General features: G+C 70.4%; 11 protein-coding genes. 10 read left to right on the forward strand and 1 reads right to left on the reverse strand.

The window, feature by feature from the left end; genetic code table 11:
* Positions 1-395: 395 nt before the first annotated feature.
* A complete protein-coding gene (locus EOE48_RS14510; RefSeq protein WP_246154417.1) occupies positions 396-1196 on the forward strand; it encodes a methyltransferase domain-containing protein in 801 nt (266 codons plus the stop codon).
* Here EOE48_RS14510 and EOE48_RS14515 read toward each other — a convergent pair.
* Positions 1181-2569, reverse strand: coding sequence for a GT-D fold domain-containing protein (locus tag EOE48_RS14515; RefSeq protein WP_127730298.1), 1389 nt, complete (start codon positions 2567-2569; stop codon positions 1181-1183). The two genes, EOE48_RS14510 and EOE48_RS14515, sit on opposite strands and share 16 nt — an antisense overlap.
* A gap of 477 nt (positions 2570-3046) precedes the next feature.
* Here EOE48_RS14515 and EOE48_RS14520 point away from each other — a divergent pair, with 477 nt between their 5' ends.
* The 9 genes from EOE48_RS14520 (at position 3047) to bamA (ending at position 13872) form a co-directional block, all read left to right on the forward strand.
* Positions 3047-4096 (forward strand): 30S ribosomal protein S2, encoded by a 1050-nt coding sequence (locus EOE48_RS14520; protein WP_127730300.1) that lies wholly within the window; start codon positions 3047-3049, stop codon positions 4094-4096.
* A gap of 203 nt (positions 4097-4299) precedes the next feature.
* Positions 4300-5223: a translation elongation factor Ts gene (tsf, locus tag EOE48_RS14525; protein ID WP_127730302.1), complete on the forward strand. Its 924-nt coding sequence runs from the start codon at positions 4300-4302 to the stop codon at positions 5221-5223.
* A gap of 242 nt (positions 5224-5465) precedes the next feature.
* Positions 5466-6188, forward strand: a complete 723-nt coding sequence (gene pyrH, locus EOE48_RS14530) for a UMP kinase (RefSeq protein WP_127730304.1) — start codon at positions 5466-5468, stop codon at positions 6186-6188.
* A gap of 142 nt (positions 6189-6330) precedes the next feature.
* Positions 6331-6894: a ribosome recycling factor gene (gene frr, locus EOE48_RS14535; RefSeq protein ID WP_127730306.1), complete on the forward strand. Its 564-nt coding sequence runs from the start codon at positions 6331-6333 to the stop codon at positions 6892-6894.
* A gap of 74 nt (positions 6895-6968) precedes the next feature.
* Positions 6969-7739, forward strand: a complete 771-nt coding sequence (locus EOE48_RS14540) for an isoprenyl transferase (protein ID WP_127730308.1) — start codon at positions 6969-6971, stop codon at positions 7737-7739.
* Positions 7739-8608 carry a phosphatidate cytidylyltransferase gene (locus EOE48_RS14545; protein WP_127730310.1) on the forward strand — a complete coding sequence of 290 codons (870 nt, stop codon included), beginning with the start codon at positions 7739-7741 and terminating at the stop codon, positions 8606-8608. Before EOE48_RS14540 ends, EOE48_RS14545 begins: the two co-directional genes overlap by 1 nt.
* A 27-nt stretch (positions 8609-8635) precedes the next feature.
* Positions 8636-9799, forward strand: a complete 1164-nt coding sequence (gene dxr / locus EOE48_RS14550) for a 1-deoxy-D-xylulose-5-phosphate reductoisomerase (protein WP_127730312.1) — start codon at positions 8636-8638, stop codon at positions 9797-9799.
* 101 nt (positions 9800-9900) lie between these two features.
* Complete coding sequence (rseP, locus tag EOE48_RS14555; RefSeq protein WP_127730314.1) at positions 9901-11058, forward strand: RIP metalloprotease RseP; 1158 nt, start codon at positions 9901-9903, stop codon at positions 11056-11058.
* Between the two features lie 297 nt (positions 11059-11355).
* A complete protein-coding gene (gene bamA / locus EOE48_RS14560; protein WP_127730316.1) occupies positions 11356-13872 on the forward strand; it encodes an outer membrane protein assembly factor BamA in 2517 nt (838 codons plus the stop codon).
* The last annotated feature ends 113 nt before the right edge of the window (positions 13873-13985 follow it).

The following is a 13985-nucleotide window of genomic DNA, read 5'->3' on the forward strand; positions in this document are numbered from 1 at the left end:
ATGAGATCCGCATGGCAGCATATTTCGGCATACAATGCAGTGTTTGATGCAGTAATCCGTTGGAATGATCGACAATTCGTATAGATATGCGGTAGATTGTCGCTTGTCATCCTGTAAAATCTACGGGGTTTATTCATATTAGGAGGTGAATGCAAAAATTATTTATTGTCAATGTTGGATAATAATTTTATTCGCCGAATTTATCGATTCTCGTAGTATGCCGACCGCAATTTTGTTGACGCGAGTGAAAAATTGTGCAAACATCGTATATGTTTTTCTTCCAAACATCTATGACTAGACACTATCTTGATACATTCACCATCTTTCGAGGCACTATCATTGCCGAAGGGTGGTGTGAAAATTTTAACCCGGTTTTGTATTACGACGGCCGTCGTGTGAAGATCAGCACGTGTGAAGTGCTTCGCCCGGATCTTGTTCCCACCTTCGGCGAGAAGGCAGCCCGATGGGGCTTCCGCTTAAGCGCGGCGATGCCCGAATACGGCATCGCTCATGAGAAGTTGATGCTGAGGCTGAACCGCAGGACGGCTATCACGGCGCCGGCCGATGCCTTCCGTCCAGCGGACGCCCAGTTCGCGGCAATGCGGGACACATTCCGAGACGAGGTCGCGCGACGCGGCGGCAGCCTCGTCGAGATCGGCTCGCGGGCTCGCAGCGGCGTCACCTATCGAGACTGGTTTCCAGCCGGGATCCGCTATGTCGGGATCGACATCACGGCCGGTGACAACGTCGATATCGTCGCCGATGCCCACCATCTGACCGACGTTCTGCGCGAGCGGTTCGACTTCGCTTTCTCGATGGCGGTCTTCGAGCACCTGTTGATGCCGTGGAAGGTGGCGCTCGAGCTCAACGCGGTCCTCAACGACGGGGCGCTCGGTCTCATTGTGTCGCACGGCGCTTGGCCGCTGCACGAGGAGCCATGGGACTTCTGGCGCTACTCCAAGGACGCTTGGCGGGGGATTTTCAACCGACACACCGGGTTCGAAGTCGTCGCCGCCGAGTATGAACACGCCGCCGCGATCGTCCCACGCTTCGCCAGCGGCGGGCCGCTACGGGGCATCGACGGGTCGGGAACGTTTCTCATGAGTGGGTGTCTCATCCGCAAGGTTGGCCCGGCGCTGGTCCGCTGGGACGGACGGGCCGGCGATGTCTACGACCTGGGTTATTCGCACGGCTGACGCGGGCATGGTTCGTCCGATTCCGGCAGGAGGAAAGCCTCGCTCTCCGGCCGCCGCAGCCCGAGCGCCAGCCGCCCCATCCCCGGACGGGTGCGGGCGTTCATCCAGCCATCGGCGATCGAGCCGATGTCGACCGCGACGCCGCCGGATCGCCGGATCCGGTCGCAATAGAACTTGCCGAGGATGCCGGCCGCCACGAGGTACAGCCGGCCGTCGAGCGGCCGCGTCAGGGCCTCGATGATCTGTTCGTAGCGGTCGGGCCAGTGCGTGCCGGCGACCGCCCCCTCGCTCAGGAGGTGGCCGTGCCCCTTCTCGCCGGGAACGTGGTGGTACTCCACCTCCCGGAAGCCGAAGCGGCCGGCGAGCCTGTCGGGGAGTTCGGCGTGGCAGGAGATCAGGCCGATCCGCTCCTGCGACGCCATGATCTCGGCGAGCAGCCCGGTCTCGTGCAGCTCGACATGGACGAGCTGGATGCAGCTCAGGGCCTCCGGGGGGCGGTCGACCCGCAGGAGGTTGGCGAGCGTCGTGATCCCGGTCATGCTCAGGATCCGGTACTCGTGCTGCAACCAGCCAGTGTAGGGCATCCCGACGATGTCGGCATCGCGGATCACGTCGGTCAGGCCGAGGGCGTGGCCGAGGAACGGGTCCGCCGTGGCGTCGACCGTGCCGGCGAACCAGACCTGCGCCCGGTTCCGGCGGTTGGCCCGGTAGAGATGGGCGTGGCGGGCCTCGTCGAGATGGCCGAAGGACACGAACGCGCCCTCGCCGTCGCCGCAGCGCACGAGGCCGAACCCGCGGCGCTCGCGCAGGGCCGCGGCGATGCGGTCCGCGACCGCGGCGACCGGCAGGTAATGCGGCGAGGCTTCGAGCCGGGCCACCATCGCCATGACCCGCGCGCGCGGATACCGCGCCGCATAGAGGCCGAACTCGGTCACGATCCGGATCTGCTGCTCCCATGCCGCCCGGTCCTGGACCCGGTCGAGGGGAATGCGGTCGAGGCAGCGCGCCGCCTCCGCGTGGTCGCCGAGCCCGTGCAGCACCCGCGCGGCGAGCAGGCAGGTGCGGTCCTCGTGCGGATGATCGGCGAGGATCCGCCGCAGGGCGTGCAGGCCATCGACGTGCAGGCCCTCGTGCAGGAACAGGACCGCCTTCTCGTAGCGCGCCGCGATGTCGGTCGGGCTGCGCCTGCAGACCCGGTCGAGCATCGCGAGCGCCGGATCGCGCAGGCCCGCATCGCGGGCGACGATGCCGAGCTCGACGAGTTCCCCGGATCCGACCTCGTCGCCCGCCGCCAGGGCCGCGGCCATCACGCGGCCGAGTTCCGCCCGGTCGGGCAGGACGGAGCGGGCCTCGTGCAGGAAGCGGTGGGACATCGCGGGCAGCGTCCTGAGGTCCGGCGGGACGGGCTCACCTCCCGGCCGCCGCCGGGCATGAGGACGGCCGCGGGAGAGGCGTCCCCGCCCGCCCGTCGGCCGGGGCCGGCTATCGCATACAACCTTTCCTGGTAGAAGCCGTGCTGCAACCCTCGGTGGCCGGCCGCTCAGGGCGATCGCGCGAAGAGCGATCGCGCCGTGTGCCGGGCGCGGAGCGAAAGCCGGGTGAGCGGGCGACACGATGGGTCGCGCACGAACGCCGGCGCTCGAGGCCGAGCCGAAAATCCAGGGCGATCGCGTTCGAGCGACGGCCCTGCCCGGCCGTTCCGGCCACCTTGCCATCGTGCGCCCGATCCGATAAAGGGCCGCCCATCCCACACGCGGAGCCGGCCTCATGGAGCAATGAGGCCCCTTCCGGTGGCCGGTGCCCTGCGCCGGTCGCATGCCTCCGCGGCGGAGAGAACCGGAGACACCACCATGGCCCTTCCCGATTTCACCATGCGTCAGCTCCTGGAGGCCGGCGCCCATTTCGGTCACCAGTCGCACCGCTGGAACCCGAAGATGCAGCCCTACATCTTCGGCACCCGCAACAACATCCACATCGTCGACCTCGCCCAGACCGTGCCGGCGCTCTACCAGGCGCTGCAGGCGGTGAGCGACACCGTCGCCAAGGGCGGCCGGGTGCTGTTCGTCGGCACCAAGCGCCAGGCGGCCGACACCATCGCCGACGCGGCCAAGCGCTCGGCCCAGTACTTCGTCAACTCGCGCTGGCTCGGCGGCACGCTGACCAACTGGAAGACGATCTCGGGCTCGATCTCGCGCCTGCGCAAGGTCGAGGAGACCCTCGCCGGCGGCGGCCAGGGCCTGACCAAGAAGGAGCGCCTGATGCTGTCGCGCGAGCGCGACAAGCTCGAGAAGGCGCTCGGCGGCATCAAGGACATGGGCGGCGTGCCCGACCTGCTGTTCGTGATCGACACCAACAAGGAGCAGCTCGCGATCAAGGAGGCCAAGCGCCTCGGGATCCCGGTCGCGGCGATCGTCGACACCAACTGCGACCCGGACGGCATCACCTACGTGGTCCCGGCCAACGACGACGCCGGCCGCGCCATCGCGCTCTACTGCGACCTCATCGCCCGCGCGGCGATCGACGGCATCTCCCGCGGCCAGGGCGCCCTCGGCATCGATCTCGGCGAGTCCGACGAGCCGGCGGTCGAGGAACTGCCGGCCAACCTCAACGAGCCCGAGGTCGCGCCGGTCGACGTCAACGAGCCGTATGTCGGCGAGCCCTTCGAGCTGCTGGCCGCCCCCCGCGGCGCGCCGGACGACCTCACCAAGCTCACCGGCGTCGGCCCGCAGCTCGTCCAGAAGCTCAACGACGCCGGCATCTACCACTACTGGCAGGTCGCCGCGATGACCCCCGAGGACGTCGCCAAGGTCGATGCCGACCTCAAGCTCAACGGCCGCATCGACCGCGACGGCTGGGTCGGCCAGGCCCGCGGCTTCGTCGAGGCCGCCGCGGCGGCGTGAGCCGCCCCGCGGCGCAAGCGGCCGGTTCCGCCATCCGCCGGGCGCGTGCCGCGTCCGGCCCCGAACCGTTCCAGCCCGGCGCCCACCAGCGCCGGGCTCCCTTTATCGGATCATCCGCCCGCGCGGCGCCCGGACGGAGCCGGTCGCGGCATCGCGACGGCGATCTCGGGCGATCCATCGAAGACCACACGAAAGGACGTCCCATGGCCAACATCACGGCAGCGATGGTCAAGGACCTGCGCGAGAAGACCGGCGCGGGCATGATGGACTGCAAGTCCGCCCTCAACGAGACCGCCGGCGACATCGAGGCCGCCGTCGACTGGCTGCGCAAGAAGGGCCTCGCCAAGGCCGCCAAGAAGGCCGGCCGCGTCGCCGCCGAGGGTCTGGTCGCGGTCGAGTCCGCCGGCCATCACGCGTCGATCCTCGAAGTCAATTCCGAGACCGACTTCGTCGCTCGCAACGACGGCTTCCAGGCCTTCGTCCGCGAGGCCGCCAAGCTCGCGCTCGGTGCCGGCGGCAGCGTCGAGACCCTCGAGGCGACCCACTTCCCGGGCTCGCCGACGACGGTCAAGGACAAGCTGCAGGAGCTGATCGCCACCATCGGCGAGAACATGACCCTGCGCCGCACCGCCGCGCTCCAGGTGAGCCAGGGCCTGATCGCGAGCTACGTCCACAGCCAGGTCGCCGAGGGGCTGGGCAAGATCGGCGTGCTCGTCGCCCTCGAATCGGCCGGCGACGTGGCCTTCCTCGGCACGCTCGGCCGCCAGATCGCGATGCACATCGCCGCCACCAACCCGGTCGCCCTCGACGCCTCGGGCGTCGACGCCGCCACGCTGGAGCGCGAGAGCAACATCCTGCGCGAGAAGAACGCCGGCAAGCCCGACCACGTGCTGGCCAAGATCGTCGAGAGCGGCCTGAAGACCTACTACAAGGAGGTCACCCTCCTCGAGCAGCCCTTCGTGCACGACACCTCGAAGTCGGTCGCCCAGGTGCTCAAGGAGGCCGAGGGCAAGGCCGGCGCTCCGGTCAAGCTCACCGGCTTCGTGCGCTACGCGCTCGGCGAGGGCATCGAGAAGGAAGAGGCCCCGGACTTCGCCGCCGAGGTCGCGGCCGCCGCCAAGGGCTGAGGCCGCGGGCCGACGCCCGGGGCGTCGACCCTCGCCGGTCACGGGCCGGACCGCGAATCCGCGGTCCGGCCCGTCGCGTTTCGGGGCCGGGCGGCGACGCCCACGGCCCGCAACGCGGGACGCCGGAGCGCCTGCGACGCCTCGACGGGGCCGGCGCCCGGGGGTAGAAGCCGCCCGGGCACCCCGTGCCCGCCCGATTCCCAACCGTGAGCCGGCCCCCGGGGCGGCGGCAGGAGAGCCAGATGTCGGAGACGACGCCGTTTCGCCGCGTGCTCGTGAAACTCTCCGGCGAGGCCCTGGCGGCCCCGGACGGCTACTGGCTGCACCCGCCGACGCTCGCCGCCCTCGCCGAGGACATCGCCGGGTCGGTCAAGGCCGGGCTGCAGATCGCCCTGGTGGTCGGCGGCGGCAACGTCATCCGCGGGGCCCGCGTCTCGGCCGCCGGCTGGATCGACCGCGCCACCGGCGATTCGCTCGGCATGATGGCGACGGTGATGAACTCCCTCGCCCTCGAGACGGCGCTGAACGCCGCCGGCGTCGCCGCCCGCACGATGTCGGCGGTGTCGATGCCGACGATCTGCGAGACCTACGCCCGCCAGCCGGCGCTGCACCATCTCGACAAGGGGCAGGTCGTGGTGCTGGCCGGCGGCACCGGCAACCCGTTCTTCACCACCGACACCGCCGCGGTGCTGCGCGCCGCCGAGCTGCGCTGCGACGCCGTGCTCAAGGCGACCCAGGTCGACGGCGTCTATTCCGCCGATCCGAAGACCAACCCCGACGCCGTGCGCTACGATCGCCTCACCCACGACGAGGCCATCGCCCGCGACCTCAAGGTGATGGACACCGCCGCCTTCGCCCTCGCCCGCGAGAGCCGGCTGTCGATCGTCGTCGGCTCGGTCCACGCCCCGAGTTCGGTGACGGCGATCCTCACCGGCCGGGCGCCCGCGACCCAGGTCGTGCCGTAAAGTGTCGCTCCCGACCCGCCCGGGACCCGATCCGGTCCCGCAGCCATTTGCGGCAGGTCGGGTTTTGGTCCATTGAGGCCGGACCCCGGGGACGGGCCGGTCCGTCCCCCCGCGATGTCCCACTCCGCCCGGGAAGAGCAGAATGGCCACCCCCAGCTTCGACCTCGCCGACATCAAGCGGCGCATGCAGGGCGCGGTGAACGCCCTCAAGCACGATCTCGGTTCGCTCCGCACCGGACGCGCCACCCCCTCGCTCCTCGATCCGATCACGGTCGACGCCTACGGCGCCGCGATGTCGATGGCCCAGGTCGCCACCATCAGCGTGCCCGAGCCCCGGCTCCTCAGCGTCTCGGTCTGGGACCGCGGCATGGTGGCGGCGGTCGAGAAGGCGATCCGCGAATCCGATCTCGGCCTCAACCCGATGACCGAGGGTCAGACCATCCGCCTGCGCATCCCCGAGATGAACGAGCAGCGCCGCAAGGAGATGGTCAAGGTCGCGCACAAGTACACCGAGGAGGCCCGCGTCGCGGTCCGCCACGTCCGCCGCGACGGCCTCGACCTGCTCAAGAAGCTGGAGAAGGACGGCGCGATCAGCCAGGACGACGAGAAGCGTCAGGCCGATCAGGTCCAGAAGGCGACCGACCAGCACATCGCCGAGATCGACGGCGTTCTGGCCTCCAAGGAAAAGGAGATCATGCAGGTCTGAGACGGCCGGCACGATCGAACGGGGCGAGGTGGCGTGCAGGAGGACGGGTCCGGACTGCACGGGGCGGAACGGGCATGGCGGGCGACAGCAAGACGGCAACTCTCCTCGGCACGGCCGGGCCCGTTCCCGGCCGGCCGGTGCCGGCCCACGTCGCCATCATCATGGACGGCAACGGCCGCTGGGCCTCCCGCCGCGGCCTGCCGCGGGTCGAGGGCCACCGCCGTGGGGTCGAGGCGGTGCGCGGCGCGGTGCGCTCGGCGATCCATTTCGGCATCCCCTTCCTCACGGTCTACAGCTTCTCGTCGGAGAACTGGCGCCGGCCGGCGGCCGAGGTCGCCGACCTGATGGGCCTGCTCAAGCTGTTCGTGCGCCGCGACCTCGCCGAACTGCACGGCAACGGCGTGCGGGTGCGCATCATCGGCGACCGCGTCGGCCTGCCCCCCGACATTGAGGAGGTGCTGCGCGAGGCCGAGGAGCGCACCGCCCGCAACGCCCGCCTGTCGCTCCAGGTCGCGTTCAACTACGGCGGCCGCCAGGAGATCGTGCGCGCGGTGCGCAGCCTCGCCGCCGCGGTGGCGGAGGGGCGCCTCGCCCCCGGCGAGATCGACCTCGCGACGATCGCCGACGCCCTCGACACCAGCGGCATCCCCGATCCCGACCTCGTGATCCGCACCTCCGGCGAGCAGCGGGTCTCGAACTTCCTCACCTGGCAGACCGCCTATTCGGAGTTCGTGTTCACGCCGGAGCTGTGGCCGGACTTCGACCACGCCGCCTTCGCGGCCGCGATCGGCGAGTACCAGAGCCGCGACCGCCGCTTCGGCGGCCTCGGCGCGCAGGCGGGCTGATGGCGGCCGGGGGCGGCAGCGGCCTGCGCGCGCCGGCGGGGCCCGGCGGCCGCCCGCCCTGGCCGGCGACCGAACTCGGGGTGCGGGCGGTCTCCGGGCTGGTGCTCGGCGTGCTCGTGCTGGCCGCCACCCTCACCGGCGGCTGGATGTTCGCGGCGGTCTGGCTCATCGCCGCGGTGGCGATCGTCGGCGAGTGGCTCGCCATGACCCGCACCGCCCCGCACCGGCTGCTGCTGGCGGTCGGCGCCGTGGCGCTCGCCGCGCTGACGGTCGGGACGCGGCTCGGCTGGCCCCCGTCCTGGCTCGCCGCCGGGCTCGCCGCAGGGTGCGCCGTGCTCGCGCTCGCGGCGCGGCCGCGCTCGGGGCGGCTGTGGGCGCCGCTCAGCCTCGCCAGCGCGGCGGTCGTCGCCCTGGTGCCGGTGCTGCTGCGCGACGATCCCCGCATCGGGCTCGCCGGCCCGCTCTGGCTGTTCGGCGTCGTCTGGACCTCCGACATCGCCGCCTACTTCACCGGCCGCAGCCTCGGCGGGCCGAAGCTGTGGCCGGCGGTGAGCCCGAAGAAGACGTGGTCGGGCTTCTGCGGCGGCCTCGTCGGTGCCACGCTGGTCGGCGGCGCCATCGCGGCCGGCGCGCGCCATCTCGGCGCCGCCGACGCCCTGCCGCTCGTCCCGGCGCTGGCGCTGTCGGCGCTGGGCTCGGTGCTGAGCCAGGGCGGCGACCTCGCCGAATCCGCGCTTAAGCGCGCCTGCGGCGCCAAGGATTCCGGGCGCCTGATCCCCGGCCATGGCGGCGTGATGGACCGGCTCGACGGCTTCTGGGCGGTGGCGCTGCTCGCCGGCCTGATCCTGGCCCTCGCCCGCCTCGCCTGATCCCGCGCCCAACGAGGACCTGATCCCGTGACCCTCACCGTCTCCGTCCTGGGTGCGACCGGCTCGATCGGCCGCTCCACCGCCGACCTCCTCGACCAGCACCGCGACCGGTTCCGGGTCGGCGCGGTCGCCGGCGGGCGCGACGCCGCCGCGCTGGCCCGGGTCGCGATCGACCTGAGGGCGCAGTTCGCCGCGCTCGCCGACCCGGCCGGCGGCCCCGCCCTCAAGGAGGCGCTCGCCGGCACCGGCATCGCCTCCGGCGCCGGCCCCTCGGCGGTGATCGAGGCGGCGACCCGCGAGGCCGACCTCGTGGTCGCGGCGGTGAGCGGGGCCGCGGGCCTCGCGCCCACCCACGCGGCGATCCGGCTCGGCCGCACGGTGGCGCTCGCCAACAAGGAGAGCCTCGTCTGCGCCGGCGCCGCCTTCATGCGCGACGCCGCCCGCTCCGGCGCCCGCATCCTGCCGATGGATTCCGAGCACAGCGCGCTCGCCCAGGCGATCGGCGCCGGGCGGATCGAGGACGTCACCCGGATGACCATCACGGCGTCGGGCGGCCCGTTCCGCACCGCGCCGCGGGAGCGCATCGCCGCCGCGACCGCCGCCGAGGCGGCGGCGCACCCGACCTGGTCGATGGGGATGAAGATCAACATCGACTCGGCCACGATGATGAACAAGGGCCTGGAGCTGATCGAGGCCCACCACCTGTTCTCCGTCGAGCCCGAGCGCCTCGACGTCGTGGTGCATCCGCAATCGATCATCCACGCCCTCGTGACCTGGCGCGACGGGGCGGTGACCGCCGAACTCTACCTGCCCGACATGCGGGTGCCGATCGTCCACTGCCTCGGCCTCGGCGAGCGCCTGAGCATCGCCCGCGGCCGCCCCCTCGACCTCGCCGCCACCGGCAGCCTCACCTTCGAGAAGCCGGACGAGGAGCGCTTCCCCTGCCTGCGCATCGCCAAGGCGGCGATGGCGGCGGGCGGCGCGCAGCCGACGGTGATGAACGCCGCCAACGAGATCGCGGTCGCGGCGTTCATCGCCGGGCGCATCGGCTTCTACGACATCGCCGCCCTGGTCGAGCGCGCCTGCGAGCACCACGCCCCGCGCTTCCCCGACGCCCCGGCCGACGTCGACGAGGCCCTGGCGATCGACGCCGAGGTGCGGACCTGGTCGCAGGCCGCCCTCGCCGCCTGATCGGCGCCCTGGCCCAACGGGCGCCGAGGCGCTAGGATCGCGGCTTTCCCGCGGGCGGAAGCGACCGAGAGGAGCCGGCGCGACGCCGGAAGACAATCAGGATGGATTTCCTTGCTGCCCTGGGCGGCTACTCCACGAGCCTCCTCGGCTACGTGGTGCCGTTCCTGTTCGTGCTCACCATCGTGGTGTTCATCCACGAGCTCGGCCATTTTCTCGTCGGGCGCTGGTGCGGCGTGGGCGTGACGAGCTTCTCGATCGGCTTCGGGCCGGAGATCGCCGGGTTCTACGACCGGCGCGGCACGCGCTGGAAGATCTCGGCGATCCCCCTCGGCGGCTACGTCAAGTTCGTCGGCGACGCCAACGGCGCCAGCGTGCCCGATCCCGGCTCGATCGCCCGGATGGACCCGGCCGAGCGGGCGGCGAGCTTCCACACCAAGAGCGTGTGGAAGCGCATCGCCGTCGTGGCGGCCGGCCCGATCGCCAACTTCCTGCTCGCCATCGCGGTCTTCGCCGGCGCGATCTACGTCTCGGGCCGCTATGAGGTCTCGCCGCGGGTCTCGGCGGTGCAGCCGGGCAGCGCCGCCGAGCGCGCCGGCTTCCAGCCCGGTGACCTCGTCCTCTCCATCGACGGCGCGCCGGTGCGCAACTTCGCCGAGATGCAGCGCACCGTCTCGGCGAGCGCCGGCGATTCCCTGGCGATCTCGGTCGAGCGCGGCGGCGTGCCGACCGCGCTGACCGCGGTGCCCGACAGCGTCGAGGAGAAGACGCCGTTCGGCACCCACCGCCTCGGCCGCCTCGGCATCCAGGGGCCGCGCGACCCCTCCGACGCCAAGCTCGTGCGCTACGGCCTCGTCGATTCGCTGACGATCGGCGTGTCCGAGACCTACTACGTCGTCGAGCGCACCTTCGACTACCTCGGCAAGCTCGTCACCGGCCGGGAATCCGCCGACCAGCTCTCCGGGCCGATGGGCATCGCCCGCGTCTCGGGCGAGGCCGCCAAGGTCGGCGGCATCGGCGCCCTGATCGGCCTGATCGCGGTGCTGTCGGTGTCGATCGGACTCATTAACCTGTTTCCGGTGCCGCTCCTCGACGGCGGCCATCTTCTGTTCTACGCCATCGAGGTCGTCCGCGGCCGGCCGCTCAGCGAACGGGCGCAGGAGATCGGGTTCCGCATCGGCCTCGCCCTGGTGCTGATGCTGATGCTGTTCGCGACCTGGAACGACATCGTCCATCTCGGCACGTCGCTGCGGGGGACCTGACCCCCCTCCCCTCCCGACCGGCCGTTTCGCGCCGCCGCAGGCCCAGAATGGGAATGCGGCGGCGCTCGTCGTTTCAGGCCCCGCTCACCTTAAGCGTTGAAAAGCTTGGCCGTACCCCGTGACAGGAAGGCCACGTCCACGCAAAATCCCGGCAAGCCCGACCCCTCGGCGTTTGCGCTGCGGGGGAATCCCGATAGAAGCGGGCTGGGACCAGAAGAACGCCGTCCTCGCCCCAAAGCGAGGAACGACGATCCGCGGGTGCAAACCCGTATCGATAAGAATGAGACGGGCCATTTGATGATGTCGATGACGGGTAAGCGCCGGCGCGTGTCGGCCACGGGCGCCATAGTCATGGCAGCCGCTATGGTCGCCGGCGCAGCTCAGGCCCAGCAGATCGTCGTGCAGGGCAACAGCCGCATCGACGCCGACACCGTCCGCTCCTACGTGACCGGGGTCTCGCCCGAGGAGGCGCGCCGCAACCTGCTCGCCAGCGGGATGTTCTCGGACGCGCGGGTGTCGCAGAGCGGCGGCCGCACCGTCGTCAGCGTGCGCGAGAACAACACGATCAACCGCGTCGTCTTCGAGGGCAACAAGAAGGTCGAGAAGGGGACGCTGGAAGGCGTCGTCGAGGCCAAGTCCCGTGGCGGCTACAGCCCGGCGGTGGTCAACGCCGACCTCGAGCGCATCCGCGACGTCTATCGCCGCTTCGGCCGCGGGCAGGCCAAGGTCTCGGTCCGCACCGTCGACCTGCCGAACGGCCGCGTCGACGTCGTCTACACCATCGACGAGGGCGACAAGACCGGCATCAAGGAGATCCGGTTCAACGGCAACCAGGCCTATTCCGACGGCCGGCTGCGCGACCTGATGACCTCGTCGGAGATGAACCTCCTGAGCTTCATCAAGACCTCCGACGTCTACGATCCGGACCGCATCGCCAACGACCTCGACCTGATCCGGCGCTACTACCTTAAGAACGGCTACGCCGATTTCCGCGTCGTCTCCGCCGACGCGAACTACGACGACGGCGCTGGCGGCTGGATCCTCACCATCACGGTCGAGGAAGGCCAGCAGTACCGCGTCGGCAACGTCGCGATCGATTCCCGCATCCCGGGCGTCGACGGCACGGTGCTGCGCGACGACCTGCGCACCGATGTCGGCGACGTCTACAACGCCGAGGACGTCGAGCGCACGCTGACCAAGGTCACGACCGAGGTCGCCAAGCGCGGCTATCCCTTCGCCCAGGTCCGCCCGACCGGCGAGCGCGACCGCGCCACCGGCACCGTCTCCCTCGGCTACATCGTCGAGGACGGCCCGCGGGTCTACATCGAGCGCATCAACGTGCGCGGCAACACCCGCACCCGCGACTACGTCGTGCGGCGCGAACTCGACATCACCGAGGGCGATGCCTACAACCGCGTCCTCGTCGACCGGGCCGAGCGGCGCCTGAACGGCCTCGGCTTCTTCAAGAAGGTCCGGTTCTCCAACGAGCCGGGCTCCGCCCCCGACCGCGTCGTCGTCAACATCGACGTCGAGGATCAACCGACCGGCTCGTTCTCGGTCGCCGGCGGCTACTCGACCGCCGACGGCATCATCGGCGAGGTCTCGGTCTCGGAATCGAACTTCCTCGGCCGCGGCCAGTACGTCCGCGTCGCCGGTTCGGCCGGCCAGTACACCCGCGGCATCGACTTCTCGTTCACCGAGCCGTACTTCCTCGGCTACCGCCTCGCTGCCGGCTTCGACGTCTTCAACAAGTACAGCGACCTGACCCGCTACTCGCGCTACGTCACCGACGTGGTGGGCGGCCAGCTCCGCCTCGGCCTGCCGATCACCGAGGAGTTCGGCGTCACCCTGCGCTACTCGCTGTACAACACCGACCTGAAGATCCCGAACACGCTCAAGCGGCCCTACAACGACTGCTCGGCGCCGATCCCGGGCTACACCGCGATCTATCCGGGCGGCACGGTCATCAATGGCCAGAACGTCGGCGGCCTGTCGCAGTATCCGGGCTGCGCCTATGACGGCGAGGCGTCGATCGCGCTCAAGGAGGCGGTCGGCTCGACCCTGACCTCGCTCGCCGGCCTGACGCTCGCCTACTCGACCCTCGACAATCTGCAGCTGCCGCGCAACGGCTTCTACGGCGAAGTCAAGCCTGAATTCGCCGGCATCGGCGGCGACTCGAAGTTCTTCCGCGTGACCGGCGAGGCCCGGTACTACAAGGAGTTGTGGGAGGACGTCGTCGGGTTCGTGAAGTTCCAGGGCGGCCACGTCGAGCCGACCGACCGCAACCTGCGCGTCACCGACCAGTTCTTCCTCGGCCCGTCGCTGGTGCGCGGCTTCGCTCCGAACGGCATCGGCCCGCGCGACATCGGCATCGGCGATTCCCGCTCCAACGCGCTGGGCGGCACGACCTATGTCGGCGCCTCGGTCGAAGTGCAGTTCCCGATCTGGGGCCTGCCGCGCGACCTCGGCCTGAAGGGCGCGGTCTTCGCCGACGCCGGTACGCTGTTCGGCTACAAGGCCCGCCGCACCTTCGACGTCAACGGCGACGGGTTCATCAACGGTTTCAGCCCGTCCGGCTCGTGCAACTTCAGCGCCTACACGATCGGCGTCGAGCCGGAATGCGTGAACGTCCGCGACAGCGCCAAGATCCGCTCGTCGGTCGGCGCCTCGATCCTGTGGAACTCCCCGCTGGGCCCGATCCGCTTCGACTACGCCTACGCCCTGACCAAGGACGAGGGCGTGTTCGACGGCGTCGGCCGGGTCGGCAAGGACCAGACCCAGGCGTTCCGCTTCTCGGGCGGCTCGCGCTTCTGACGCCATCACCCACGGACATCGCCGGGCCGGCTCCTCGCGGAGCCGGCTCTTTTCGTTTGTGCCGCCGGACCCGAGCCGCTAGTGCGGGCGCCTCCCTTCCGGCGTCCCGGGTT

The organism is Methylobacterium oryzihabitans (assembly GCF_004004555.2).
GTDB classification, from domain to species: Bacteria; Pseudomonadota; Alphaproteobacteria; order Rhizobiales; family Beijerinckiaceae; genus Methylobacterium; species Methylobacterium oryzihabitans.